The organism is Streptomyces sp. BRA346 (assembly GCF_052851135.1).
This window is the reverse complement of the sequence record NZ_JAIWIH010000012.1, coordinates 96,740-121,549: the sequence shown is the minus strand read 5'-3', so window position 1 is coordinate 121,549 and position 24,810 is coordinate 96,740. Positions and strand designations below refer to the sequence as shown.

The window sequence follows — 24,810 nt, the reverse complement described above, 5'->3', positions numbered from 1 at the left end:
CAAAACCACTCAATTCGGGGAGGCGATCGCGATAACGTACGCCCGCCGCGTCCGAACACCTGCCCACGGGAGGGCCGCATATGACCGACACCGTGCTCTACGACCTGGCCGACGGCCTCGCGACGATCACTCTGAACCGTCCCGACGCCATGAACGCGCTCAACATCGACACCAAGGTGGCACTGCGCGACGCGCTGCTCCAGGCCGCGGAGGATCCGGCGGTCCGGGCCGTCCTGCTCATCGGCACCGGGCGCGCGTTCTGCGTCGGGCAGGACCTCAAGGAGCACATCGGGCTGCTGGCCGCCGACCGCGAGGCGCACGCCCACGGGGACCAGGGCGAGGGCGCGACGATGAGCACCGTCTCGCTGCACTACAACCCGATCGTGACCGCGATCGCCGGGATGCCGAAGCCGGTGGTCGCCGCGGTGAACGGGGTCGCGGCCGGGGCCGGGGCGGGCTTCGCCTTCGCCGCCGACTACCGGATCGTGGCCGACACCGCCTCGTTCAACACCTCGTTCGCGGGCGTCGCGCTCACCGCCGACTCCGGCGTCTCCTGGACCCTCCAGCGCCTGATCGGCCACGGCCGCGCCGCCGACCTGCTGCTCTTCCCGCGCAACGTGAGTTCGGCGGAGGCGCTGGAGCTGGGCATGGTCAATCGGGTCGTGCCCGCCGCGGAGCTGCCCGCCGAGGCGGCGGCGGTCGCCCGGCGGCTGGCCGAGGGCCCGACCGCGGCCTATGCGGCGATCAAGGAGTCGCTGGGCTACGCGGCCTGCCACGGCCTCACCGACTCCCTGACCAAGGAGGACGAGCTACAGCGCCGGGCGGGCGCCTCGGAGGACCACCGCACCGCGGTGGACGCCTTCGTCCAGAAGCAGCAGCCGCGGTTCACGGGCCGCTGACCCGCCGCGGGGCGCCGGGTCCCGGCGGTCAGACGCGATCGCGGACGTGGCAGTCGGCCAGGTGGTCGTTGACCAGGCCGCAGGCCTGCATCAGCGCGTAGGCCGTGGTGGGGCCGACGAAGCGGAAGCCGCGCTTCTTCAGCGCTTTGCTGAGCGCCGTGGACTCCGGGGTGATCGCCGGGACGTCGGCGAAGGTGCGCGGGACCGGGCGGGTGGCGGGGTCGGGGGCATGGGACCAGATCAGCTCGTCCAGCTCGCCCTCGGCCATCTCCGCCGCCGCCCGGGCGTTCCCGATCGTGGCCGAGATCTTGGCCCGGTTGCGGATGATGCCCGGGTCGGCGAGCAGCCGCTGCTCGTCGGCCTCGGTGAACTCCGCGACCGCCTTGATCCGGAAGTCGGCGAAGGCCGCCCGGAACCCCTCCCGGCGGCGCAGGATCGTGATCCAGGACAGCCCGGACTGAAACGCCTCCAGAGAGATCCGCTCGTACAGCGCGTCATCGCCGCGGACCTGACGGGCCCACTCCGTGTCGTGGTACACCCGGTAGTCCGCCATGGACTCGGTCTCCAGCCCCCACGGGCAGCGCGCCAGGCCGTCCGCTCCGACGACCGTCCCCTGACCGCTCACGATCCGCTCCCCTCGAAATCCGCCGGATAGTCCGGCGGGTAGTCCCCCGGCCCCTCGGCCGGCTCGCCGCCCCCGAAGCCCGGGGTCCGCGCGCCCGCCAGGGCCTCCTCCAGCTCGGCGATCCGGGCGTCCCGCTCGGCCAGCTCGGCACCGAGCCGCCCCAGCACATCGTCCACGTCCGCCATCCGGTAGCCGCGCAGTGTCATCGGCAGCCGCAGCGCCTCCACGTCCGCCCGGTCCAGCGGCCGGTCGGCGGGCAGCGGGTCGTCCAGCCGGTCGGGCGGCGCCTCGGACAGCTGGCCCCCGTCGCCGCCGCCGACGACGGCGAGGGTGACTGCGCCGACCACGACGACCAGCGTGATCAGCAAGAACAGGAACACGGTGATCGTTCTCCTCGGTTAGGACGGCCCGGCCATGACGCCGCGAGGGGCGTCGGCCCCGTCAACTGTCTGACCCGATCGTGCCATGCCCCACTGACAGTTATCGTCGCTGCCGGACACCTGAGAGGAAGTACGCATGCTGCGGCTTGGCCGACGCGAGTTCGACGAGAACGAGCGAGTGATCATGGCGATCGTCAACCGGACCCCGGACTCGTTCTACGACCAGGGTGCGACCTTCCGCGACGAGCCCGCGCTCACCCGCGTCGAGCAGGCCGTCGCGGACGGCGCGGCGATCATCGACGTCGGCGGGGTGAAGGCCGGTCCCGGGGACGAGGTGAGCGCGGACGAGGAGGCGCGGCGCACGGTCGGCTTCGTGGCCGAGGTGCGGCGGCGCCATCCGGACGTGGTGATCAGCGTGGACACCTGGCGGCACGAGGTCGGCGAGGCGGTCTGCGCGGCGGGCGCGGACGTGCTCAACGACGCCTGGGGCGGGGTCGACCCCAGGCTCGCCGAGGTCGCCGCCCGGTACGGCGCCGGGCTGGTCTGTACGCACGCGGGCGGGGCCGAACCGCGCACCCGGCCGCACCGGGTCGGCTACGACGACGTGGTGGCGGACATCCTGCGGGTCACCGTGGGGCTCGCGGAGCGCGCGGCCGCGCTGGGCGTCCGGCGCGACGGGATCATGATCGACCCGGGCCATGACTTCGGGAAGAACACCCGCCACTCGCTGGAGGCCACCCGTCGGCTCGGGGAGCTGCGGGAGACCGGCTGGCCGGTGCTGGTCTCGCTGTCCAACAAGGACTTCGTGGGCGAGACGCTGGACCGCCCGGTCAAGGAGCGGGTGATCGGGACGCTCGCCACGACCGCGGTCTCCGCCTGGCTGGGCGCCCAGGTCTACCGGGTGCACGAGGTGGCCGAGACCCGTCAGGTGCTGGACATGGTGTCGTCCATCGCGGGCCACCGGCCCCCGGCGGTCGCCCGCCGGGGACTGGCCTGAGGCCGGTCACGCCCCCCGGGGGGCGTCAGCCGGACTCCTTGGTCACCAGGTCGACCACCTCGTCGATGTCGTCGGTGAGGTGGAACAGCTCCAGGTCCTGCTGGGACGCCTTGCCCTGGCCGATCAGCGTGTTCTCCAGCCAGTCGACCAGACCGCCCCAGTAGGAGTTGCCGAAGAGGACGATCGGGAACCGGGTCACCTTCTTCGTCTGCACCAGGGTCAGCGCCTCGAAGCACTCGTCGAGGGTGCCGAGACCGCCGGGCAGCACCACGAACCCCTGCGCGTACTTCACGAACATCGTCTTCCGCACGAAGAAGTAGCGGAAGTTCACGCCGATGTCGACGTACGGGTTCAGCCCCTGCTCGTACGGCAGCTCGATGCCGAGGCCGACGGAGACCCCGCCCGCCTCGCTCGCGCCGCGGTTGGCCGCCTCCATCGCGCCGGGGCCACCCCCGGTGATCACCCCGAACCCGGCCTCGGCCAGGGCCCGCCCGATCTTCACCCCGGCCTCGTACTCCGGTGACCCCTCGGGCGTACGGGCGGAGCCGAACACGCTGACCGCCTTGCCCAGTTCGGCCAGGGTGCCGAAGCCCTCGACGAACTCCGACTGGATGCGCATCACCCGGAACGGGTCCTCGTGCACCCAGTGGGTGGCGCCCTGGCTGTCCAGCAGCCGCTGGTCGGTCGTACCGGGCCGCATCTGGTGGCGACGGCGCACGACCGGGCCCAGACGCTGCTCGTGCAGCGCTCGCTCTTCCTCGGCGTTGCCCATCACTGTGCTCCCTTCGCCAAGATCTGCCAAAGATCTGTGGTTCAGCGTAGGCCCACCGGGCGGCGAAAAGCCGAAATCCGCGCCACGCTCATCTGTTCTCTGATCTGCGAAGAAGCGGATGCCGGGGTTCGGCTCAGCTGGTCAGCCAGACCCGCAGCCGCTCCTCGGCCGCCAGGATCAGGGCCGTGTCCACGTGCTCCTCGCGGGTGTGGGCCAGCTTGGGGTCGCCGGGTCCGTAATTGACGGCGGGCACGCCGAGGGCCGAGAAGCGGGCCACATCGGTCCAGCCGAACTTGGGGGCCGCGTCCTCGCCGATCGCCGCCACGAAGGCGGCGGCCGACGGGTGGGACAGCCCGGGCAGGGCGCCGGGCGCGGAGTCGGTGGCGGTCACCTCGAAGCCGTCGAAGACCTCGCGGACGTGGGCCAGCGCCTCGGCCTCCGAACGGTCCGGCGCGAAGCGGTAGTTCACGGTCACGGCGCAGGCGTCGGGGATGACGTTGCCCGCGATCCCGCCCTCGATCCCCACCGCGTTCAGCCCCTCGCGGTAGGTGAGCCCGTCGATGTCCACGTGCCGCGGCTCGTACGCGGCCAGCCGGTCCAGGATCGGGGCGGCCTTGTGGATGGCGTTCTCGCCGAGCCAGCCGCGCGCGGAGTGGGAGCGGTGCCCGCTCGTGGTCACCCGCACCCGGAGCGTGCCCTGGCAGCCGCCCTCGACCTTGCCCTCGGTGCCCTCCAGCAGCACGGCGAAGTCGGCGGCCAGCCACTCGGGGTGGTGCTCGGACAGCCGCTTCAGCCCGTTCAGCTCGGCGGCGACCTCCTCGTGGTCGTAGAAGACGAAGGTGAGGTCGCGGTTGGGCTCGGGCACGGTCGCGGCGATGCGCAGCTGCACCGCGACGCCGGACTTCATGTCGGAGGTGCCGCAGCCCCACAGCGTGCCGTCCTCGTCCAGCCGGGAGGGCACGTTGTCGGCGATGGGCACGGTGTCGAGGTGTCCGGCCAGCACGACCCGTTCGGCACGCCCCAGGTCGGTGCGGGCGACGACGGCGTCCCCGTCCCGGTCGACGGTCAGGTGCGGCAGGGCGCGCAGGGCCTGCTCGACGGCGTCGGCGAGCGCCTTCTCGTCGCCGCTGACCGAGGGGAAGTCGACGAGCCGGGCGGTGAGCCGGGCCGCGTCCAGGGACAGGTCGAGTGCTGGGTGTGCCATACCCGCGACCCTAGCCCGTCCGTTCCGGCGGCCCGGCGCCAGGAGTGCCGGGCGTGGCCTTCCCCACCCGCGGCCCCTGTGCGGCACCGGTGTCGGAGCCACCCAGTAACGTGGTCGGCGTGCCCCGGTCCGTGTTCTCCAGCCGTCCCCGCCTGCTCCGAGCCGCGGTCGCGTGTGCCGTACTGCTGGGGCTCGCCGCGTACGTAGCGGTACACCTGCTGACCGGTGGCAGCGGGCCGCCGCGCTGTGTCGCGCGGGCGGAGGGCGGCGACGTGCTGCTCGACCCCGAACAGGCCGTGAACGCCGCGACGATCGAGGCCGTGGCCGCCTCCCGCGGGCTGCCCGAACGGGCCGTCACCATCGCGCTCGCGACCGCGCTCCAGGAGTCGGGGCTGCGCAACATCACCCACGGCGACCGGGATTCGCTCGGCCTGTTCCAGCAGCGCCCGTCGCAGGGCTGGGGCACGGCACGGCAGATCCAGGATCCGGTGTACGCGGCCGGGAAGTTCTACGACCACCTGGTCAAGGTGCCCGGCTACTCGCGGCTGCCGCTCACGGTGGCGGCCCAGCGGGTGCAGTACAGCGGCTTCCCGCAGGCGTACGCCAAGCACGAGACGGAGGCCGTCGTGCTGACGGCCACCCTCACCGGGCGATCGGCGGCGGCCTTCAGCTGCCCGGGGCCGCCGGACGACGGGAAGGCGGGCGATCCGGGGCGCGTCCGGGCGGCGCTGGAGCGGGAGTTCGGGGCGGACGCCCGGTCGCGGCTGAGCGTGACGGGGCCGGGCGGCGGCAAGCACGCGACGGTCCCCCGGGAGGTGCTGGTCCCGGTGGCGGACGCCTCGGCGCGCGGCGGCCGGACGGAGCGCGGCTGGGAGCTCGCCTATTGGGCGGTGGCTCACTCGGACGAGTTGCGCATCGAACGGGTCTCTTACGGCAAGCACGTATGGAGCGCGCGGAATTCAGGGGACGGCTGGCGCACGTCCGACAAGAGTTCCGGGTCGGATATACGCCTCGGCCTGACCCGATAACGGGAGAGATCGCCGCAGCTCAGCGCCGTTGACGGGGCGTTGGGCCGCCGTTGTGGGCGCACGTTTTGCGCGTAAACGGATAATGTGACGCATTATCAATTCTTTACCTTGAACTACCGCAACCTTCGCGCGGCTCACGCGATATTCACTGCGTCCGATCGCTGGACACTTCACGCTAAATGTCCCCCCGTCAAAGGAGAATCATGTCCCTCCCTCTCACGCGTCGGATCGCTCGGGCCGCCCTGTTGGTCGCAGCGAGCGCGACCCCCGTGGTCGGTGCCGCCGACGCCGCGAGTGCGGTGGATCCGGCCCTGCCGCACACCCCCAAGCTGGGCGGGCTGAGCTCGCTGGACCCCTCCTCCGTCGGTGAGCTGGCCGACAGCGCGTCGCAGCAGGCCGGGCGGACCGTCAAGGCGATTCTCCCGGCCAAGGCCGCCCCGGCGCAGACCGCTCCGGCCAAGTCCGCCCCGGCGGAGAAGGCCGCCCCGGCCAAGAGCACCCCGGCCAAGAGCAAGGGGAAGGGCGGCGCCCACGCCAAGGGCAAGGGCGCCCTGCACGCCAAGGGCAAGGGCAAGGCGGCGGGCATGAGCAAGGGCCTGGCCAAGGGCAAGGGTGCCCACGCCAAGGGCGCCCCGGTCCGCCCCGCCCCGGCTCCGCTCCCCGCCCCCGCCGCTGCCCCGGCGCCCGCTCCGGCGCCGCAGCAGGCCGCGCCGAGCACCCCGCAGCAGGCCGACGAGCTCCCGGTCAAGGGCCTGCCCTCGATGAACGGGCTGCCGCTGCTGGGCTGACCCCGTCCTTTTAGGGGCTCGGGCCAGGCGCCCCTGCTCCGGCCGCTGCGGCGGCGGGGCAGGGGCGCCCTGTATGCGTCTCGTCAGGCGGTCAGGCGGTCAGGCGGTCAGGCGGCGGACCGCCGCCGCCACGCGTTCGTCCGTCGCGGTGAACGCGACGCGGACGTACGCCCCGCCCGCCGCGCCGTAGAACTCGCCGGGCGCCACCAGGATGCCCAGCTCGGCCAGCGCGCCCACGGTGTCCCAGCACGGCTCGTCGCGGGTCGCCCACAGGTACAGCGACGCCTCGCTGTGCTCGACCCGGAAGCCGTACCCTTCCAGCGCGCCGCGCAGCGCCGCCCGCCGCGCCTCGTAGCGCTCGCGCTGCTCCGCGACGTGCTTGTCGTCGCCGAGCGCGGCGACCGTCGCGGCCTGCACCGGAGCGGGCACGATCATCCCGCCGTGCTTGCGGATCTTCAGCAGTTCGCCGAGCACGCTCGCGTCACCGGCGAGGAACGCCGCGCGGTAGCCCGCCAGGTTGGACCGCTTGGACAGCGAGTGGACCGCGACCAGCCCGTCGAAGCTCCCGCCGGAGATCTCCGGGTGCAGGACGGACATCGGGTCCGCCTCCCAGCCCAGCTCCAGGTAGCACTCGTCGCTGACCAGCAGCACCCCGTGCGCCCGCGCCCACGCGACCGCGGCCCGCAGCTCGTCCTGGGACAGCACCCGGCCGGTGGGGTTGGACGGCGAGTTCAGCCACAGCAGCTTCAGCCCCGCCGGGTCCAGCTCCGTAGGCTCGTCGTACGGCACCGGCTCGGCGCCCGCGAGCCGCGCGCCCACCTCGTACGTCGGGTAGGCGAGCCGCGGGAAGGCGACCTTGTCGCCGGGGCCGAGGCCGAGCTGTGCGGGCAGCGAGGCCACCAGCTCCTTCGAGCCGACCACCGGCAGCACCTGCGTATGGGTGACCCCCTCCGCGCCCAGCCGCCGCTCGACCCAGCCGGTCAGCGCGTCCCGCAGCGCGGGGGTGCCCCAGACGGTCGGATAGCCGGGGCTGTCCGCGGCGCCGGCGAGCGCGGTGCGGATCAGCTCGGGGACCGGGTCGACGGGGGTGCCCACCGAGAGGTCGACGATGCCGTCCGGATGGGCGGCGGCGGTCGCCTTGTACGGTTCGAGCCGGTCCCAGGGGAAGACCGGGAGGCGGGCGGAGACGGGTGGCACGGGGGCTCGCTTTCTTTCTCTTTTCCACGGCCCGGGAAACAGCCCGGTCCCGCAGGCCACATGCCATACGGGACCGAAGGCCGCGCCGGGTCTACTTCCCGGGCAGGGTCACTCGTCGTGCTCCTGCGGCGGAAGCGCGGCGATGAACGGGTGGTCGCGCTCGATCAGGCCGAGCTTGCTCGCACCGCCGGGCGAACCGAGCTCGTCGAAGAACTCGACGTTCGCCTTGTAGTAGTCCTTCCACTCCTCCGGAGTGTCGTCCTCGTAGAAGATCGCCTCGACCGGGCAGACCGGCTCACAAGCCCCGCAGTCGACGCATTCGTCCGGGTGGATGTACAAGGACCGCTGGCCCTCGTAGATACAGTCGACGGGGCACTCCTCGATGCACGCCTTGTCCTTCAGGTCGACACAAGGCTGCGCGATGACGTAGGTCACGCTGTCGTTCCTCCTCTTAGGGCTGTATCGCGCGGGAGCGCGGCGTCGTCGATGCCCGCACCTAGTATCTCCGTTCCTGGGCACCAGACGCACATGAGGGGTTGGCAGAGCAGTGGATTTCACCACCGGCGGACGACTCGAAGTCCGAATCACCCCCGATGACGTGCACAAACGAGTATCCGTGAGGCTGCTTACGGGCGACCTGAGCGGCCCGGATAAGTTCACGGACGTGGTCGGGGTTCTCACATCGTGGACCGGGGGTGTGCTGCACATCACCCGGCGCACCGGCGAGTCCGTCCGGATCGAGGAGTCGTCGCTGGTCGCCGGCAAGGTGGTGCCCGCCGCACCGGCCCGCCGCCGGGGCCCGGCGGCGAACGCGCGCGAGCTGGACCGGGTCGCCGCGCGCGGCTGGCCGCCGACCGAGCGCGAGCCGCTGGGCGAGTGGGAGCTGCGCGCGTCCGGCGGGTTCACCCGGCGCGCCAACTCCGTCCTGCCGCTCGGTGACCCCGGCTGCGGTCTCGACGAGGCGCTGCGCCGGGTGACCGGCTGGTACGCCGAGCGCGGGCTGCCCGCGTACGTCCAGGTCAGCACGGGCGCCGAGGGCACCCAGGAGTCGCTGGCCGCGGAGCTGGAGACGCGCGGCTGGACCCGGGAGGTCTCCGCGCAGGTGCGCATCGCGGCCCTGGCCCCGATCGCCGACCAGGACGCCGACGTCGCGGCGGTGACGCTCTCCCGGCAGATCGACGAAGCCTGGCTGGCCCGCTACCAGCGCTCCTCCCGACCCACCCCCGAGGCGCTGTCGGTGCTCTCCGGCGGCCCGTCGGTGTGGTTCGCGACCATACGCGGCGAGATGACGGAGGCTGCCCCGGCCGCGATCGGGCGCTGTGTGGTGGACGGCCGCTGGGCCGGGTTCGCGGCGGTGGAGACCGCGCCGGAGCAACGGCGGCAGGGGCTGGCCCGGGCCGTGATGACCGCGCTGGCCCGCCGGGCGCTGGAGGAGGGCGCCTCGGCCGCGTACCTCCAGGTCGAGACGGACAACGGCGGTGCCCACGCCCTCTACGAGGGCATGGGGTTCACCCTCCACCACAGCTACCACCACTGGCGCGCGCCCAGCACCGACAGCGCATGAAGGACATGAACGACACGGACGAGACGTCACCACGCCGCAGATTCGCCGACGCGGCCCGCGAGGAGCGCCCCGACCTGGCCCTGCTGTGCCTGCTGATGGGCATGGAGGCCGACGACGGGCTGGACGAGGCCGGGCTGGACGAGGCGCAGATCGAGCTCGACCGGCTGGCCGGTGAGGTTCCGTTCGCCCCCGGCGGGCCCGCCGCCTGGGCCGACGCCCTCGCCCGGGTGCTCGGCGAGCGGTACGGCTTCCGGGGCTCCGCGGCCGACTACCGGCGGCTGGACTCCTCGCTGCTGCACCAGGTGCTGCGGCGCCGCCGCGGGCTGCCGATCCTGCTGTCGCTGGTGTGGATGGAGGTCGCGCGGCGGGCGGGCGCACCGGTGTACGGGGTCGCGCTGCCGGGCCACTTCGTGGTCGGCTTCGGCGATCCGTACGGGGACCATGTGCTGGCCGACCCGTTCGACGGCGGCCGGAGGCTGTCCGGCCAGGACGCGGCGCTGCTGGTGTCGGGGGTCACCGGCGCGCCGCCGGAGCCGTCGGTGCTGGGCCCGGCCGATCCGCTGGACATCATGCTGCGGATCCTCAACAACGTCCGCGCGTGGGCCGCCGCCCGCCCCGAGCGCACCGATGTCCAGCTGTGGGCGGTCGAGCTGGCGCTGCTGCTGCCCAGCCATCCCGCGCGGCTGCGCTACGAGCGCGCGCAGCTGCTGGTCGAGCGCGGTGACTTCCTCACCGGGGCGCGGGAGCTGGAGGAGTACGCGGAGGTGGTGGCCGTGATGGAGCCGGAGGCGGCGGAGGCGGTACGGCGCCAGGCGCGCGCGGCCCGGGCGCGGCTCAACTGAACCCTCTTACAGCCAGCCCTTGTCGCGGGCGATGCGGACCGCCTCGGCCCGGTTGCGGGCGGCCGTCTTCTGGATGGCCGTGGAGAGATAGTTGCGGACCGTGCCCTGCGACAGGTTCAGCGCCCGGGCCAGCTCGGCGTTGGTCGAGCCGTCCGCGGAGGCGCCCAGCACCTCGCGCTCCCGCGCGGTCAGCGGGCTGGCCCCGTCCACCAGGGCGGCCGCGGCCAGGGTCGGGTCGATGACCCGCTCGCCGCCCAGCACCCGCCGTATCGCGTCGGCGAGCTGGGCGGCGGGGGCGTCCTTGACCAGGAAGGCGTCGGCGCCGGACTCCATGGCGCGGCGCAGATAGCCGGGGCGGCCGAAGGTCGTCAGGATCACGATCCGCACCCCGGGCTCCGCCGTGTGCAGCGCGGCGGCGGCGTCGATGCCGCCGAGGCCCGGCATCTCGATGTCCAGCAGCGCGACATCGGGCCGGTGGGCCCGGGCCGCGTCCACGACCTCGTCACCGCGGGCCACCTGGGCGACGACCTCGATCTCGTCCTCCAGCCCGAGCAGCGCGGCCAGCGCCTCGCGCACCATGGACTGGTCCTCGGCCAGCAGTACCCGGATCATCCGGGCAGCGTATCGGGCGGCGGGCGGTCAGGGCTCGGGGGCGTGTTCGACGGGGGGCAGATCCGCGCCGCTCCGGGACAGCGGGGCCAGGGCGCGGAGGGTGAAGCCGCCGTGGTCGTTCGGGCCGGTCTCCAGGCGGCCGTCGGCCAGCTGGAGCCGCTCGGCGAGGCCGGTCAGCCCGTTGCCGTGCGGGCCGGTCGCGCCGCGGCCGTCGTCGGTGACGGTCAGGCACAGCTCGTCGCCCACCTCGGTGAGGACCACGGTGCAGCGGCGCGCCCCGCTGTGCCGGACCACGTTGGTGACGGCCTCGCGCAGCGCCCAGGCCAGCGCGCCCTCCTGGTCGGGCGGCAGGTCCGGGTGGTGGGCGCCGGCCCGGTGCAGGTCGGCGGTGATGCCCGCGGCGGCGAGCGCGGTGCGGGCCCCGGCCAGCTCGGCCTCCAGGGTGGGGCGGCGGAAGCCGCTCACCGCCTCCCGCACGTCGACCAGGGCCTGTCGGCTGACCCGTTCGATGTCGGCGACCTGCTGCGCCGCCTGTTCGGGCTTGCCGGGCAGCATCCGCCCCGCCAGCTCGCTCTTGAGCGTGATCAGCGAGAGCGAGTGGCCCAGCAGGTCGTGCAGGTCGCGGGCGAGCCGCAGCCGCTCCTCGTTGGCGGCGAGCTGGGCGACGGTGGCGCGGGCCTCGCGCAGCGCCCGGGTCGTACGGACCATCTGCCCCACCGCGCTCATCGCGAAGCCGCCGAGCAGGGAGGGGACGACCAGGGCGGACATGAGATCGTGCGAGCTGCGGACCAGCAGGCCGACGCCCACCATGGCGACGGTGTTCAGCGGGATCGCCCACCGGGCGAGCCGCGGCTTCAGGACCGCGCCGAAGGCGACGGAGACATAGACGGCGAGCACCAGCCAGGCGTCGCCCAGGGTGACCGTGAGGACGGCGGCGAGCGCGCAGATCGCCCCCAGCGCCCGGGTGATGGCGGTCCGGTCCAGGTTCCGGCCGGTGTACCGGAACACCAGCAGCAGATAGACGGTGACGAAGACCAGCAGGCCGAGCGCGCCGAACACGGTGGCGGGCACGGTGTGGTGGCCCTCCGCGAGGTCGCTCACCGGCGCGCCCAGGTAGGCCATCCAGATCCCGATCCACATCAGCTTGATCAGGGCCTGCCGGCGGTTCTCGGGGCTCCGGCCGATGGCCGGAGCGTTCGTGTCCTCGTCGTCGGCCGCCGCGTCGCGCCACCAGGTCGGCCGGTTCATGTCGTGCGGGTGTCCTTGCGGTACAGCCAGGCCGCCGCGCCCGCGAAGAGGACCAGATAGCCGGCGAGCAGGGCCACGTCCCTCGCGTGCGGGGCGTTGCCCACCTCGATGGCCTGGCCGAGGGCGGCGTAGGCGTGGGTGGGCAGCCAGGCGCCGATGTCCCGCAGCCACTGCGGGTAGGAGGCCATCGGCATCCACAGGCCGCCGAGGATCGACAGACCGAAGTAGATGATCATCGTCAGGGGCCGCACCGCGTCGCCGGTGGCCAGATAGCCGATGGCCACGCCCAGGGCGGCGAAGACGAGCGAGCCCGCCCAGATGGCGCCGGTCAGCGCGAGCCACTGCCAGGCGGCGTCCAGCCGCACGCCCTTGGCGGTGGCGGCCACGATGAAGACGATCACGATGGAGGGCAGGGTGGAGACCGCGGCCGAGGCGATCTTGGCCGTCACATAGCCGCGTCCGGGCAGCGAGGTGAGCCGCAGCTGCCGCACCCAGCCGCCCTCGCGCTCCTTGGCGATCTGCTCGCTGTTGCCCATCAGGGCGGCGGTCAGCGCGCCGAAGGAGGCCATCGCGACCATGTAGTAGAGCGGCATCGACAGAGGGGTGCCGGGGGCGATGTCCGTCTTCTTCGAGGCGCCCGCGATCATCAGGAAGAGCAACGACGGGTAGATGACCGTGAAGAACATGAACCTCTTGTTGCGCAGTGCGCGGACGATCTCCAGCTTGGCCAGGGTCGTCATCGTCACGCCTCCTCGGGCGTCGTGGCGGCGTCGGTGATGGCGAGGAACGCCTGCTCCAGGCCGAGCCCGGCGACCTCCAGGCCGCGCGGGTAGAGCCCGAGTCCGTACATCGCGTGCACGGTCGCGTCCGCGTCGGTGGACCGCATCCGTACCGTACGCCCCGCTACGTCGAGGCCGGTCAGGGCGGGGAGGGCGCGCAGCGCCGCCTCGTCGGGCGGCCCGTCCAGGGTGAAGGAGATCCGCCGGACCCCGGCCATCTCCTTGATCTCGGCGGACGAGCCGTCCGCCAGCACCCGGCCGCGGTGCAGCACGATCACCCGGTCGGCGATCTCGTCGGCCTCTTCGAGGTAGTGGGTGGCGAACAGGATGGTGCGGCCCTGCCGGGCCTGGTCGCGCATCGAGCCCCAGAAGGACTGCCGGGACGAGACGTCCATCCCGGTCGTCGGCTCGTCCAGCACGATCAGGTCGGAGGCGCCCGCGGTGGCGAAGGCGAAGCGCAGCCGCTGCTCCTGGCCGCCGGAGAGCTTGTTCACCTTGCGGCCGGCGATCTCGGTGAGGTCCGCCCGCTCCAGGACCTCGTCGACCGGGTGGCCGTGGGGGTGCAGATCGCAGGCGAGCCGCACCAGCTCGCGGACGGTGACTTCCTGCATGAGGCAGCCGCTCTGGAGCATCGCGCCGACCCGGCCGCGGGCGATGGCCTGCCGCGGGGTGGTGCCGAAGACCTCGACGCGGCCGCTGTCGGGGGTGCGCAGTCCGAGCAGCAGATCGAGGGTGGAGGACTTGCCCGCGCCGTTGGGTCCCAGCAGGGCGACGGTCTCGCCCGGGTGGAGGTGGAGGTCGAGGCCGTCCACGGCGCGCACGGTGCCGTAGCTCTTGCTGACGCCGGTGAAGCCGACCACCGGCGGGGAGGCCGCGGTGTCGGCCCGCTCGCCGGTGGCGGAGGGTGCGGTGGTCGCTGTCATGGCCCCGAGCTTCACCGAGCGGGGACCTCCGGCGGCAGTGTCTGTGGTCGTGACCTGGAGATGACAGATGTCATGGGTCAAGACCGCGGCCCCCGCCCGGCGGTGCCGGGCGGGGGCCGTCATGACCTGACGGACGCCGCTAGTTGGGCGAGGTCTCGATGACCGCCGTCCGGTCGGCGGGGGTCTTGCCCCGCAGCGCGGTCTGCATGGCGATGGCCACTTCCTGCGGGGTGACCGGCTTCTTGGCGCCGTTGGCGCGCTCGATCAGCACCCCGTCGAAGGTCTGGCCGTAGAGCCTCTTGATCGCGTCCAGGTCGAAGTGCGGCTGGAGCTTGCCGTTGATCGGGCGCATCGAGAGGATCTGCGGCAGCGAGCGGTCCGGGCCGAACTGGATGGCATGCGCGTCATCGGTCTTGATCGTGACCAGACCGGACATCGCGGGCTCCGCGAAGGACTTCATCTTCGCGTTCACCTCGGACTTGCTGATCGTCGGCCGCTTGGCGACGACCGGCAGGTCCACCGGCTTGTCCTTGCCGGTCTCCGCCCGCTCGCGGTACGCGTCGGAGACGGCCGTGACCGCCTTGTCGATGTCCAGGCCCCGGCCCTCCCGGCCGTAGACGGGGACCGCCTTGCCCGGCTTGAACGTGATCGTGCCCTCGCGCGCCGTGCCCGAGTTGCCCGCGAGCCGCCCGAGGGCGTCCCGCAGCTTCTCCTCGTCGACCGTCACGGTGGGCTCGACCTCGTGGGTGCCGCCGAAGAGCGAGCCGATGACCGTCATCGGGTTGTAGTCGCGGCCCGCGACGTTCCGCACGGTGGCCTCGGTGTCCAGGGTCAGGCCCGCGACGGACGGCTTGACCTCCTTCTGATCGCCGTCCACGGTCACCTTCAGCGGGGCACCGGTGCGGCCGCCGAGCGCGGTGTCCAGCTTGTCGATGGCCACCTGCTTGGAGGAGCCGCCGATGTCGACGCCGAGGACGGTGGTGCCGTTGGGCACGTCCGCGTGGTTCATCACCAGGCCCGCGGTGTACGCGACACCGGCCGCGGCCACCAGCAGGGCGCCCAGCATGACGAGCTTGGAGCGGCCCTTCTTCTTGGGCTTGCCCGCCTTGCCCGCCGCGGGCGCCTTGGGCGCCGGGCTGCTCGGCGGGGCGCCGTCCCCGGCGGGCGGCCCGGCCCGGCCGGGCCCGGCGGGCGGACCGGCGGCATCGGCCGGAGGCACCACGGGCACCCCGCTGACCAGGGTGTCGCTGGACGCCTGGTCCGCCCCGCCGGGGGAGGTGAACTCGGGGTCGCGGAAGAGCGACGGCGACGGGTCGGCGTCCGCACCGGGACCGCCCAGCGGACCGGCCGGACCGGGCTGCACCATCGGGGTCGCGCCCGTGGTGGCGCCGAGGCTGCCCAGCGGCGAGCCGCCGGGCGGGGTCGGGGGCTGCCCGGCCGCGCCGTTCAGCGGCCCCACGCCCGAACTGTCGGGCAGGCCCGGGCCGGTCGGCGCGCCCGGACCGGGCGGCGCCAGCAGGTCCTCGTCCCGCGCCGGAGCGCCGGGCATCCGCATCTCGCCGGTGACCGGGCCGGTCGTCGGGCCGCTGGGCTCCGGCGCTCCGGGGAGGCCGCCGCCGTCCGTGAAGTACGGCAGGTCGGCCTGCGTTCCGCCGCCCAGGGGCGGGGCGGGGAACTGCTGGGTGGTCTCCGGCGCCGGAGGCAGCGGGGTGCTCTGGGTGGTCGAGGAGCCCTTGGGGCGGCGGGGCGGCGCGAACCAGTCGCTGGTCTTGTCGCCGTCACCCTTGCCGCCCTTGCCGCCCTTCTCGCGGCTCTCGCGGTCCTTGGCGTCCGCGCGCCCCTCCGCTGCCGCCGCGCCCAGCTCCGGGCTGCGGACGGCATCGGGCCGGGGCGTGGCTCCGGTGCGCTCGTCGTCCCCGTCGTCCTCACCGGAGCGGGGTGCGGGCACGCCCTCCCCGTCGACGGTCTTGCGCATGACGACCGGCGGAATGGGCCGCGAACCCGGGATGTTGATCCGGATGCGGGTCGTCAGAGTGGTTTCGGTCTTCGGATCCTCCGGCTTGGCCGCGGCATCCGCCTCACCGTCACCGACGCCGCCCTGGAGGGCCTCCGGCGACGGGGACAGGCGGGATCCGTACGGCGGGGTGCCCGACGGATAGGCGGCACCGCCGCTACCCCCCCGGGCCCCGGAGGACGAACTGTCAGATTCACGGCTCAAAGCAGGTTCTCCCAGTTAGCTCCGCCGCCCGTCAGACCTCGCGCGGGCGGCTCGGCGGCGCGCACCACCATACTGGGCGCCGCGGTCGCGTACTTGACGGCCGCCCCATGACCGCACCGTGTGGGCCTCGTGCATCGGCGGAGGACCGTCCGGGATCCCGGGAACATCGCGCCGGGCCCCGGGGGCGTCACGCCGTAAACGTCACGTCACTTACCAAGTCGGGCGGCCAGTGCGCCCGGTTGCGAGACCACCGGCAGGGTGGCACACATCACACCGACGAACATGCCGCCCAGCAGGAAGACGTACGACCCCAGGCCCGCGCCGAAGAGGAAGTCCCCTTCCGGGCGGGGGCTGGTCAGCAGCAGGACCACCAGCGTCCACGCCCCGGCGGGCAGGCCGCCGCCCATGCGCCGGTCGGTCGCCTTCACGCCGCCGTAGCAGACGGCCGCGAGGCCGAGCAGCGCGAGCAGCAACCCGCCGGGGAACCAGAGCCCTTGGACCACCGCGCCCGCGACGGCGACCAGGGCCCCGAGAGCGGCGAGCAGCGCGTATCCCGCGAGACGGGCGACCGTCATGCCGTCACCCCCGCGAACAGGTCGTCCTCGCGCTCCGCTCCCGGCTCGCCACTGACGAGCCGGTAGTGCTCGTGGACGAACAGCGGCTGGCCCAGGTCGTTGGAGAGCGCGAAGAACGGCGCGTCCACCGCGATCTGGGTGGCGTGGGCGCGCATCGCGGCGATCTTGGCGTCGGCGTACGCGGTGCCGTCGATCACCGCCGAGACCTCCGCGTCCTCCACCACGCCGGGGATGTCGTCGGCGGTGGCGACACCGGGGAAGGGGGCCTCCTCGCCCGCCGCCCGCAGCCGCGCGAAGCCCTCCTCGACGGCCGAGCGCGGCACACAGTTCCAGTAGACCTTGCGCATCTCGTGCGGATCGCCCAGGTCACGGCGGAAGACCGGCTCCGCGGCCAGCTCCACCGCGCGCATGGCGACGCGATGCGCCTGGATGTGGTCGGGGTGTCCGTAGCCCCCGTCGGCGTCGTACGCCACCAGGACCTGCGGCCGGATCTCGCGGATCACGGCCACCAGGTGGGAGGCGGCCTCGTCGAGGTCGGCCTGCCAGAAACAGTCGGGGCGGCCGTTCTGCGGGGCGCCCATCATGCCCGAGTCGCGATATCTGCCCGGACCGCCCAGGAAACGGTGGTCGTGGACGCCCAACGCCTTCATGGCCGCGGCGAGTTCACCGATCCGGTGGCTGCCGAGGGTGTCGTCGCGGTCGGCGGCGAGGTGGGCCAGGTCCGCCGGAATGACCTCGCCTTCCTCACCGAGGGTGCAGGTCACCAGGGTGACGTGGGCGCCCTCGGCCGCGTACTTGGCCATGGTCGCGCCGTTGTTGATCGACTCGTCATCCGGATGCGCGTGTACCAGGAGCAGACGACGGGCGGGAAGAGCGGTCATGACCACAGCCTACGATTCGCCCACCGGTGCCCGCGGACCGCGGGCACGGGCCCCCGTGGATCATCGCTTGTGTGTCGCCGGTGGTTCCCGGTGGCTCAGAGCTTCACGTCTCCGATCATGTTCGCCACGTTGGTGGTGAGGTCGTCGATCGTCGGTGCGACCGACGAGCTGGCCAGGTAGAAGCCGAGCAGCACACAGATGAGCGCGTGCGCGGTTTTCAGCCCGGCCTTGTTGACGAGCATGACGACGATGATCAGCAGCAGCACAGACAACGAGATCGAGAGCGCCACAGCGACTCACCTCCAGGAACACGCGCTCGGACAGACAACATATTGATGCCACACGGGGCCTACCCACTATGCGCAATCGATCATAACTATCGGCGCGTGCGCACGAGTCGGTGCACGGGAGCATGACAGGGGCGCATGCCTGATCGCACGAACTGGCGCCTGGCCAGGGAGACTTCCCGCTGCTTATCCGCCATCTCGCCGCCGCCGAAGCTGGCTTGTTCTCACCCCCGGGACGGCTGGACCGTGCCCCTGGCAAGAGAGGGCAAGGGCCCCGGGCACGCGACCGCACGGGCCGGTCCGGCCCGATCGATACGACACCCCTTGCGGCCCCGACGCGTGTACCGGTCAGTACGCCCCTCGCGATCTTCATGACCCGTACGCTCGCCCTATGACCGGACAGCTCTCCTTCCCTCGGCAGCACGCGCGCACCCAGCGCTTCACCCTCGGAGCGCCCCGGGCCTTCAGCGTGGCCCCCGACGACTCCCGCGTGGTCTTCCTGCGGTCCCGCGGCGGCACCGACCGGGCGGGCCTGCTGTGGGTGTACGACGTCGCCGGGCAGCGGGAGTACCCGGCCGCCGATCCGGTGGCCCTGCTCGGCGGCGCGGACGAGGAACTGTCCGCCGAGGAGCGGGCGCGCCGCGAGCGCAGCCGCGAGGGGTCGGCCGGGGTCGTCGGCTACGCGGTGGACCAGGCCGTCGAAACGGCGGCCTTCGCCCTCTCCGGGCGGCTGTTCGTCTCCGATCTGATCGGCGGCCAGTCCCGTGAGCTGCCCGCGCCGGGTCCCGTCGTGGACCCGCGCCCCTCCCCCGACGGCCGCCACGTCGCCTATGTGGCGGGCGGCGCGCTGCGCGTCACGGGCGCGGACGGCGACGGCGACCGGGCGCTCGCCGAACCGGAGGCCGACACCGTCACCTACGGTCTCGCGGAGTTCATCGCGGCCGAGGAGATGGACCGCACGCGCGGCTTCTGGTGGTCCCCCGACGGCGACGCCCTGCTGGTCGCCCGCGCCGACGACGCCCCCGTACGCCGCTGGTGGATCGCCGACCCCGCCCACCCCGGCCAGGCGCCCACCGAGGTCGCCTACCCGGCCGCCGGCACCGCCGACGCCGAGGTGCGGCTCGTCCTGCTGGGCCTGGACGGCTCCCGTACGGAGATCGAGTGGGACCGGCAGCGCTACCCCTACCTCGCCCGGGTGCACTGGTCGGCCTACGGTCCGCCGCTGCTCCTCGTCCAGGCCCGGGACCAGCGCAGTCAGCTCTACCTGGCCGTGGACACCGGGAGCGGGCGGACCAGCACCGTGCACGCCGACGAGGACGCGGTATGGCTGGATCTCTTCCCCGGCGTGCCCGCCTGGACCCCCGACGGGCGGCTCGTCCGGATCGCGGACGAGGGCGGCGCCCGGGCCCTGATGGTCGGCGACCGCAAGCTCACCTCCGGCGCCCTCCAGGTGCGCGCGGTGCTCTCCGTCGGCGAGGACGACGTGCTGTTCTCCGCCGCCCCCGGCGCCGAGGCCGCGCTGCCCGACCAGCCCGGCGAGCTCGACGTCCACCGCGCCTGGTTCCGCGGCAGCGGCGACCAGGGCGGCTGGGAGCCGGTCGGCAAGCGGCCCTTCCCCGCGGTGCACTCCGCCGTGCGCGGCGACCGGCTCATCGTGCTCAGCCACGCCGGGACGGAGCGGCCCGGTGCCCGCGTGGAGCTGCTGCGGGCCGCGGACCACGGGGCGGGCGAGACGGTCGCCGAGATCGCCTCGTACGCCGAGACCCCCGTCATCACCGCACGCCCGCGGCTCACCTTCGCGGGCAAGGACGACATCCCCTGCGCGGTGCTCCTGCCGACCGGGTACGACGAGGGCGACGGGCCGCTGCCGGTCCTGATGGACCCGTACGGCGGACCGCACGGCCAGCGCGTGGTCGCCGCCCACAACGCGTACGTCACCTCGCAGTGGTTCGCCGACCAGGGCTTCGCGGTGATCGTCGCCGACGGGCGCGGCAGCCCCGGGCGCTCCCCCGCCTGGGAGAAGGCCGTCCGCGACGACCTCGCCGCCGTCACCCTGGAGGACCAGGTCGAGGCGCTCACCGCGCTCGCCGGGCGCTACCCGCTGGACCTCGGCCGGGTCGCCATCCGCGGCTGGTCCTACGGCGGCTACCTCGCCGGGCTCGCCGCGCTGCGCCGCCCCGACGTCTTCCACGCGGCGGTGGTGGGCGCGCCGGTCACCGACTGGCGGCTGTACGACACCCACTACACCGAGCGCTACCTGGGCCACCCCGACGAGCAGCCCGCGGTGTACGCGGCGAACTCGCTGGTGACGGACGAGGGGCTGTCCGGCGTGGCGGAGGGCCCGGCCCGCCCGATGATGATCATCCACGGGCTGGCGGACGACAACGTGGTCGTCGCCCACTCGCTGCGGCTCTCCTCGGCCCTGCTGGCCGCCGGGCACCCCCATGAGGTGCTGCCGCTGTCCGGGGTCACGCACATGACCCCGCAGGAGCAGGTCGCCGAGAACCTGCTCCTGCTCCAGGTCGATTTCCTGAAGCGGTCGCTCGGGCTGAGCTGACTCACCACCCCGGCGGCGGGGACGGCGGAGGCGGCGGGGCCGTGGGCGGCGCGGTCGGCGGAGGCGGGGCGTAGCCCGGCGGAGCGGCGGGCGGCGGGGCGTAGCCGCCGCCGTAGCCGCCGTGGCTCCCCGCCCCGTACGCCGGGGCCGGGGCGTCCGCCTCGCCCCGCCGCGCCAGCACGAGCAGCGCCACGAGCCCCGCGAGCAGTTCGAAGAACGCGGTCAGCACCGACAGCACCCCGACGGTCGGCAGATCGTCGAAGTGCTCGACGTACTCCCGCTTGATGTAGAGCGAGACCGCGCTCACCCCGGTCGCCAGCACCAGCGCCGCGGCCACCATCCCCAGCGGCCGTGACAGCGGGGCGCGGCCCAGGGCGGCGGCGGCCGCCACCAGGCAGAGCGCGACGAGGGCCCAGGCCTGCCAGGCGGAGGGCGGCGAGAGCAGCGTGATCAGGCTGTGCTTGCCGGTCAGCTGGTACTTGTACATGTCCCACTCGGCCTTCTGCGCCCAGTAGATCTGCCAGGCCCCGAGGACCGCCCCCGACGCCCCCAGCAGCAGCGCACCCGTCATCGCGGCCCCCGGCGCCGGCCGCCCGGGCGGCTGGTCGGCGGGCGTGGCGGCGTACCCGTCGGCGGGCCGCCGGGCCGCGGCGACGGTGGCCAGCAGCAGCGCCCCGAGCACCACCCCGGCCCAGGCGGTCAGATCGGCCCGCGTCTTGAGGTCGTCGGGGATGCCCTGCATCCAGTCCGCGTTCAGGTTCCACAGGCTCGGCAGCCGCAGCACGACGGTGACGGCCGCGACGGCACCGAGCGCCCCCGCGGCGGCCGGTGAGCGCAGCGCGGCGAACCCGGCGACGACGCAGAGCGCGAGCAGGACCAGATCGAAGAGGGAGGAGCCGAAGAGGCTCCCCGAGGCCCGGAACGGCATTCCGGACCATGTCCACCACAGGTGGCTCGCCTTGTCCGCCTTGTCCAGGTCCCGGACGATCCACGCCAGTGAGATCATTCCGAGCACCGCGCAGACGAGTGCGCCGAAAACACGCGCTCCGCGTGTGAGTATCCGTCCCTGCCCCATAGCCGTAGGTTTCCCCCACCGCACACCCCGGGCAATCGTCGCGACGCGAAGAAGCCCAAAAAAGCCGAAGAAGTGCGCGGATCGTGACCAACCGGATGCCGGCCGGGGCGACATGGCGCACCCCGGCCGGTTTACGGCACCCGCACGGCCGTACGCAGTTCAGCCTGGCGCGTCCGTATATCGGTGTGACGTCGGTCGAGTTGCCTGTGCGTTAACGCGATTTCTCCATGGTGACCACGCTTCGTGGCCATTTCGCGATCGCTGTCAAGCACGCCCGGACCTCGATCTGCCAAATGTTCGCTCAAGACTTACGAAGCCGGGCACATCCGCTCTTGCCCGCCCCTTGACCCGACTGTGAATACGTTGCGACAGTCCGCTGAACCCGCCACAACGCGGGTAGATAAACACCGAGTTGACGGTTTGTGCGACGGGGCGGATCACCATGGGGGGCGCTACGCGATGACGACTCCATCCCAGCTCACCGTGGCCGGGAAGACCGCACCGGCCGGGGAGGACGGACTGGGCGGGCAACCGACCGGCTTATCGCCGCGCCAGCTGATGTGGCGGCGCTTCAAGCGCGACCGGACGGGCGTGATCTCCGCCTGTGTGGTGCTGTTCTTCTTCGCCGTCGCCGTGCTGGCCCCGGTGATCTCCTCGCTGTACGGCAAGGACCCGTACACGACGTACGGCCTCGACCGGCCCGAGCTGCTGGATCCGCTCACCGGCTATCCGATGAAGCCCAACGGCGGCATCGACGGCGAGTTCTGGTTCGGCATCGAGCCCAAGCTCGGCCGGGACGTGCTGACGCAGCTGGTGTACGGCATCCGCACCTCGCTGCTGATCGGGCTGGCCGCGACGCTGCTGTCCACGCTCACCGGCATCGTCATCGGCGTCGTCGCGGGCTATCTGGGCGGGCGCACGGACTACTTCCTGGGCCGGCTGATCGATCTGCTGCTGTCCTTTCCGCAGCAGCTGTTCTTCGTCGCCTTCATGCCGGTGGTCACCGCGCTGTTCGTCAGCCCGCAGAAGGAGACCCCCACCTATTTCCGGGTGACGGCCCTGGTCACGGTGTTGTGGCTGCTGGGCTGGATGCAGCTGGCCCGGCTGCTGCGCGGTCAGGTGCTGTCGCTGCGGGAGCGCGAGTTCGTCGAGGCCGCGAAGGTGACGGGGGCCTCGCCGTGGCGGATCGTCCGCAAGGAGCTGCTGCCGAATCTGGGCACGCCGATCCTGGTGCAGTCGACCTTGATGCTGCCCAACTTCGTGACGACGGAGGCGGCCCTGTCGTTCCTCGGCGTCGGGGTGGTCGAGCCGACCCCCGACTGGGGCCGGATGTTCGCCAAGGGCGCCAACTTCTACGAGGGCGACATCACCTACATGTTCTTCCCCGGCATCGCCATGGTGATCTTCGTTGTCGCCTTCAACCTGCTCGGGGACTCGGTCCGGGACGCCATGGACCCGAAGACCACGCGTTGACCAGCACCACCCTTCCGTCCGACGAGCTCCAGCGAGGCAGGTGCATCGACCACCATGACGTTGAACAGCAGGCGCAGAGCACGCAGTTACGCCGCCGCCCTGGCCGCGGGGGCGCTGGCGCTCTCGGCGTGCAGCAGCGGGGGCGGCTCGGCCCCGAAGCAGTCCAGCGAACCGAAGATGACGGCGCAGGGGATCACCCTGGGCAGCGCCGCCGACTCCACCGGACCCGCCAAGGAGCTGCCGGGCGCGAAGAAGGGCGGCACGGTGTCGGTGCTCCAGCGCGACGCGTTCGAGCACCTGGATCCTGGCCAGATCTATGTCAGCGATGAGCTGATCATGCAGACCCTCTACAACCGGACGCTGACGAACTACCGGATCGACGACAAGACCGGGAAGGTCACGCTGGTCGGCGATCTGGCGACCGACACCGGGAAGTCCTCCGACGGCGGCCGGACGTGGACGTACACGCTCAAGGACGGGCTGAAGTTCGAGGACGGCACGCCGATCACCTCCAAGGACGTCCGGCACGCGGTGGAGCGGCTCTACGCCCCGTATCAGACCAACGGGCCGACGTACCTCCAGCAGTGGCTCTCGGGCGAGGGCCAGAAGTACCGCAAGGCGCTGCCGGACGGCCCGTACAAGGGCAAGCACCTGCCGAAGACGGTGCTGGACACGCCGGACGAGAAGACGGTCGTCTTCCACTTCGACCAGCCGCGGGCCGAGGTGCCGTTCGCCGTGGCCATGCCCAACATCGGCGCGGTGCCGCCGGGCAAGGACACCAAGGAGAAGTACGACAAGGCGCCGGTGGCCAGCGGCCCGTACAAGATCAAGAACTTTAAGCCGGGCAAGGGCATCCAGTTCGTCAAGAACGATCAGTGGGACCCCAAGACCGATCCGATACGCCATCAGTACGTGAACAGCTTCGATGTCTCCTTCGGTCATCAGTGGGTGGACTCCACCCGCCGCCTGGTGGCCGACAAGGGCGCCGACAAGAACGGCATGACCTGGACCAACGCGGTCGATCCCTCGCAGATCTCGGCGGTCCTCAAGAACAAGGACGCGATGGCCCGGTCGATGACCGAGACCCAGCCCTATGTGGACGTCGTCTCGATCAATATGGACCGGGTCAAGAACAAGAAGGTGCGCGAGGCGATCGCCTGGGCGTTCCCCAGCGGTCAGTACCTCCAGCAGTTCGGCGGCCCCAAGGGCGGTGAGATCGCGGGCGGCCTGGTCGGCCCGACGCTCAAGGGCTACAACCCCGACTTCGACCCGTTCCAGAAGAAGAAGTACCCCGGCGGCAACGCCAAGAAGGCCAAGGAGCTGCTGAAGGAGGCGGGCGAGGAGGGCTACGAGCTGGTCTACGCGTACGGCAACGGCGACACCCACCAGGACGCCTCGGTCGTCGTCCAGCAGGCCCTGGAGCGGGCCGGGTTCACGGTCCAGAAGAAGGAGATCGACCAGACCACCTACTACACCCAGATCGGGAAGGTGGACAACAAGTACGACCTCTACCGGTCCTCCTGGTCCGCCGACTGGCCCTCCGCCTCGACCGTCGTTCCTCCGGTGTACGGCGGAAAGAACGTCTACAACGGCTCGGCGAACTACAGCCATCTGAACGTCCCGGCGGTCGACAAGGAGATCGACCGGGTCGCCAAGGTCGGCGACCTCGGCAAGGCCACCACGGAGTGGATGAAGCTCGGCGAGAAGGTCCTCACCGACGAGGTACCGGCGGTCCCGACCTTCTACAACCGGCTGTTCACCCTCTGGGGCTCGGGCATCGACGGGACGAAGTGGAACCCGATCTACGGGGCCGTGGACCCGACGGCCGTCTTCATCAAGTAGCGGCGGCCGCTCCCAGCCGTCGTCAGGAGCCCGGCCGCGCCGTC

Annotated in this window: 24 protein-coding genes; 9 read left to right on the top strand and 15 right to left on the bottom strand. The window is 72.5% G+C overall.

What is annotated here, in order from left to right:
* Nucleotides 1-80 precede the first annotated feature (80 nt).
* A complete protein-coding gene (chcB, locus tag LCH29_RS16910) occupies nt 81-899 on the top strand; it encodes a 2-cyclohexenylcarbonyl CoA isomerase (protein ID WP_446462560.1) in 819 nt (272 codons plus the stop codon).
* Nucleotides 900-927: 28 nt separating this feature from the next.
* On the opposite strand, the gene LCH29_RS16905 is transcribed toward chcB, so the two are convergent.
* Nucleotides 928-1,524 (bottom strand): DNA-3-methyladenine glycosylase I, encoded by a 597-nt coding sequence (locus LCH29_RS16905; protein WP_446462559.1) that lies wholly within the window; start codon nt 1,522-1,524, stop codon nt 928-930.
* On the bottom strand, nt 1,521-1,910 hold the full coding sequence (locus tag LCH29_RS16900; RefSeq protein WP_446462738.1) for a DivIVA domain-containing protein: 390 nt from the start codon (nt 1,908-1,910) through the stop codon (nt 1,521-1,523). Before LCH29_RS16900 ends, LCH29_RS16905 begins: the two co-directional genes overlap by 4 nt.
* A gap of 130 nt (nt 1,911-2,040) precedes the next feature.
* On the opposite strand from LCH29_RS16900, the gene folP reads away from it, so the two are divergent.
* Nucleotides 2,041-2,901, top strand: a complete 861-nt coding sequence (gene folP, locus LCH29_RS16895; protein WP_446462558.1) for a dihydropteroate synthase — start codon at nt 2,041-2,043, stop codon at nt 2,899-2,901.
* Between the two features lie 25 nt (nt 2,902-2,926).
* Here folP and LCH29_RS16890 read toward each other — a convergent pair whose 3' ends face one another.
* Together LCH29_RS16890 and dapE are read right to left on the bottom strand one after the other, a co-directional pair.
* The gene (locus LCH29_RS16890; RefSeq protein ID WP_446462557.1) at nt 2,927-3,673 is read right to left on the bottom strand and encodes an LOG family protein; all 747 of its coding nucleotides are present in this window, start codon (nt 3,671-3,673) and stop codon (nt 2,927-2,929) included.
* A gap of 133 nt (nt 3,674-3,806) precedes the next feature.
* A complete protein-coding gene (gene dapE / locus LCH29_RS16885) occupies nt 3,807-4,877 on the bottom strand; it encodes a succinyl-diaminopimelate desuccinylase (protein WP_123102151.1) in 1,071 nt (356 codons plus the stop codon).
* A gap of 110 nt (nt 4,878-4,987) precedes the next feature.
* Here dapE and LCH29_RS16880 point away from each other — a divergent pair, with 110 nt between their 5' ends.
* Together LCH29_RS16880 and LCH29_RS16875 are read left to right on the top strand one after the other, a co-directional pair.
* Nucleotides 4,988-5,905, top strand: a complete 918-nt coding sequence (locus LCH29_RS16880; RefSeq protein WP_446462737.1) for a hypothetical protein — start codon at nt 4,988-4,990, stop codon at nt 5,903-5,905.
* A gap of 203 nt (nt 5,906-6,108) precedes the next feature.
* Nucleotides 6,109-6,693 (top strand): ATP-binding protein, encoded by a 585-nt coding sequence (locus LCH29_RS16875; RefSeq protein ID WP_446462556.1) that lies wholly within the window; start codon nt 6,109-6,111, stop codon nt 6,691-6,693.
* Between the two features lie 99 nt (nt 6,694-6,792).
* Here the strand turns inward: LCH29_RS16875 and dapC are convergent, their stop codons facing one another.
* The gene (dapC, locus tag LCH29_RS16870) at nt 6,793-7,890 is read right to left on the bottom strand and encodes a succinyldiaminopimelate transaminase (RefSeq protein WP_446462555.1); all 1,098 of its coding nucleotides are present in this window, start codon (nt 7,888-7,890) and stop codon (nt 6,793-6,795) included.
* Nucleotides 7,891-7,998: 108 nt separating this feature from the next.
* Nucleotides 7,999-8,325, bottom strand: coding sequence for a ferredoxin (gene fdxA, locus LCH29_RS16865; RefSeq protein WP_014054705.1), 327 nt, complete (start codon nt 8,323-8,325; stop codon nt 7,999-8,001).
* 112 nt (nt 8,326-8,437) lie between these two features.
* On the opposite strand from fdxA, the gene LCH29_RS16860 reads away from it, so the two are divergent.
* Together LCH29_RS16860 and LCH29_RS16855 are read left to right on the top strand one after the other, a co-directional pair.
* Nucleotides 8,438-9,454, top strand: a complete 1,017-nt coding sequence (locus tag LCH29_RS16860; protein WP_446462554.1) for a GNAT family N-acetyltransferase — start codon at nt 8,438-8,440, stop codon at nt 9,452-9,454.
* A gap of 5 nt (nt 9,455-9,459) precedes the next feature.
* Complete coding sequence (locus tag LCH29_RS16855; protein WP_446462553.1) at nt 9,460-10,296, top strand: transglutaminase-like domain-containing protein; 837 nt, start codon at nt 9,460-9,462, stop codon at nt 10,294-10,296.
* A 6-nt stretch (nt 10,297-10,302) separates the two neighbouring features.
* On the opposite strand, the gene LCH29_RS16850 is transcribed toward LCH29_RS16855, so the two are convergent.
* From LCH29_RS16850 to LCH29_RS16815, 8 genes are all read right to left on the bottom strand, one after another.
* Nucleotides 10,303-10,908 carry a response regulator gene (locus LCH29_RS16850; protein ID WP_446462552.1) on the bottom strand — a complete coding sequence of 202 codons (606 nt, stop codon included), beginning with the start codon at nt 10,906-10,908 and terminating at the stop codon, nt 10,303-10,305.
* Between the two features lie 27 nt (nt 10,909-10,935).
* On the bottom strand, nt 10,936-12,156 hold the full coding sequence (locus LCH29_RS16845; RefSeq protein WP_446462551.1) for a sensor histidine kinase: 1,221 nt from the start codon (nt 12,154-12,156) through the stop codon (nt 10,936-10,938).
* A complete protein-coding gene (locus tag LCH29_RS16840; protein WP_039937743.1) occupies nt 12,153-12,896 on the bottom strand; it encodes an ABC transporter permease in 744 nt (247 codons plus the stop codon). The genes LCH29_RS16845 and LCH29_RS16840 overlap by 4 nt, the downstream gene beginning before the upstream one ends.
* A gap of 2 nt (nt 12,897-12,898) precedes the next feature.
* Nucleotides 12,899-13,858 carry an ABC transporter ATP-binding protein gene (locus tag LCH29_RS16835; RefSeq protein WP_446462550.1) on the bottom strand — a complete coding sequence of 320 codons (960 nt, stop codon included), beginning with the start codon at nt 13,856-13,858 and terminating at the stop codon, nt 12,899-12,901.
* Nucleotides 13,859-13,997: 139 nt separating this feature from the next.
* Nucleotides 13,998-16,076 (bottom strand): hypothetical protein, encoded by a 2,079-nt coding sequence (locus tag LCH29_RS16830; protein WP_446462549.1) that lies wholly within the window; start codon nt 16,074-16,076, stop codon nt 13,998-14,000.
* Nucleotides 16,077-16,282: 206 nt separating this feature from the next.
* On the bottom strand, nt 16,283-16,651 hold the full coding sequence (locus LCH29_RS16825) for a DUF6113 family protein (protein ID WP_446462548.1): 369 nt from the start codon (nt 16,649-16,651) through the stop codon (nt 16,283-16,285).
* The gene (mshB, locus tag LCH29_RS16820; protein WP_446462547.1) at nt 16,648-17,532 is read right to left on the bottom strand and encodes an N-acetyl-1-D-myo-inositol-2-amino-2-deoxy-alpha-D-glucopyranoside deacetylase; all 885 of its coding nucleotides are present in this window, start codon (nt 17,530-17,532) and stop codon (nt 16,648-16,650) included. The genes LCH29_RS16825 and mshB overlap by 4 nt, the downstream gene beginning before the upstream one ends.
* Before the next feature lie 95 nt (nt 17,533-17,627).
* Nucleotides 17,628-17,822 (bottom strand): hypothetical protein, encoded by a 195-nt coding sequence (locus LCH29_RS16815; protein WP_009715279.1) that lies wholly within the window; start codon nt 17,820-17,822, stop codon nt 17,628-17,630.
* A gap of 388 nt (nt 17,823-18,210) precedes the next feature.
* Here LCH29_RS16815 and LCH29_RS16810 point away from each other — a divergent pair, with 388 nt between their 5' ends.
* Entirely contained in the window at nt 18,211-20,376 is a 2,166-nt protein-coding gene (locus LCH29_RS16810) for an alpha/beta fold hydrolase (RefSeq protein ID WP_446462546.1), read from the top strand.
* A gap of 1 nt (nt 20,377) precedes the next feature.
* Here LCH29_RS16810 and LCH29_RS16805 read toward each other — a convergent pair whose 3' ends face one another.
* Nucleotides 20,378-21,382 (bottom strand): hypothetical protein, encoded by a 1,005-nt coding sequence (locus LCH29_RS16805; protein WP_446462545.1) that lies wholly within the window; start codon nt 21,380-21,382, stop codon nt 20,378-20,380.
* A 528-nt stretch (nt 21,383-21,910) separates the two neighbouring features.
* Here LCH29_RS16805 and LCH29_RS16800 point away from each other — a divergent pair.
* Nucleotides 21,911-22,924, top strand: a complete 1,014-nt coding sequence (locus LCH29_RS16800) for an ABC transporter permease (RefSeq protein WP_446462544.1) — start codon at nt 21,911-21,913, stop codon at nt 22,922-22,924.
* Nucleotides 22,925-22,978: 54 nt separating this feature from the next.
* Nucleotides 22,979-24,766, top strand: a complete 1,788-nt coding sequence (locus LCH29_RS16795; protein ID WP_446462543.1) for an ABC transporter substrate-binding protein — start codon at nt 22,979-22,981, stop codon at nt 24,764-24,766.
* The last annotated feature ends 44 nt before the right edge of the window (nt 24,767-24,810 follow it).

What these genes read in the sequence shown, in the direction of transcription:
- chcB (WP_446462560.1), top strand. Translation starts at nt 81, where the DNA reads ATGACCGACACCGTGCTCTACGACCTGGCCGACGGCCTCGCGACGATC.
- folP (WP_446462558.1), top strand. Translation starts at nt 2,041, where the DNA reads ATGCTGCGGCTTGGCCGACGCGAGTTCGACGAGAACGAGCGAGTGATC.
- LCH29_RS16890 (WP_446462557.1), bottom strand. Translation starts at nt 3,673, where the DNA reads ATGGGCAACGCCGAGGAAGAGCGAGCGCTGCACGAGCAGCGTCTGGGC.
- dapE (WP_123102151.1), bottom strand. Translation starts at nt 4,877, where the DNA reads ATGGCACACCCAGCACTCGACCTGTCCCTGGACGCGGCCCGGCTCACC.
- LCH29_RS16875 (WP_446462556.1), top strand. Translation starts at nt 6,109, where the DNA reads ATGTCCCTCCCTCTCACGCGTCGGATCGCTCGGGCCGCCCTGTTGGTC.
- LCH29_RS16855 (WP_446462553.1), top strand. Translation starts at nt 9,460, where the DNA reads ATGAACGACACGGACGAGACGTCACCACGCCGCAGATTCGCCGACGCG.
- LCH29_RS16850 (WP_446462552.1), bottom strand. Translation starts at nt 10,908, where the DNA reads ATGATCCGGGTACTGCTGGCCGAGGACCAGTCCATGGTGCGCGAGGCG.
- LCH29_RS16845 (WP_446462551.1), bottom strand. Translation starts at nt 12,156, where the DNA reads ATGAACCGGCCGACCTGGTGGCGCGACGCGGCGGCCGACGACGAGGAC.
- LCH29_RS16840 (WP_039937743.1), bottom strand. Translation starts at nt 12,896, where the DNA reads ATGACGACCCTGGCCAAGCTGGAGATCGTCCGCGCACTGCGCAACAAG.
- LCH29_RS16835 (WP_446462550.1), bottom strand. Translation starts at nt 13,858, where the DNA reads ATGACAGCGACCACCGCACCCTCCGCCACCGGCGAGCGGGCCGACACC.
- LCH29_RS16825 (WP_446462548.1), bottom strand. Translation starts at nt 16,651, where the DNA reads ATGACGGTCGCCCGTCTCGCGGGATACGCGCTGCTCGCCGCTCTCGGG.
- mshB (WP_446462547.1), bottom strand. Translation starts at nt 17,532, where the DNA reads ATGACCGCTCTTCCCGCCCGTCGTCTGCTCCTGGTACACGCGCATCCG.
- LCH29_RS16810 (WP_446462546.1), top strand. Translation starts at nt 18,211, where the DNA reads ATGACCGGACAGCTCTCCTTCCCTCGGCAGCACGCGCGCACCCAGCGC.
- LCH29_RS16805 (WP_446462545.1), bottom strand. Translation starts at nt 21,382, where the DNA reads ATGATCTCACTGGCGTGGATCGTCCGGGACCTGGACAAGGCGGACAAG.
- LCH29_RS16800 (WP_446462544.1), top strand. Translation starts at nt 21,911, where the DNA reads ATGACGACTCCATCCCAGCTCACCGTGGCCGGGAAGACCGCACCGGCC.
- LCH29_RS16795 (WP_446462543.1), top strand. Translation starts at nt 22,979, where the DNA reads ATGACGTTGAACAGCAGGCGCAGAGCACGCAGTTACGCCGCCGCCCTG.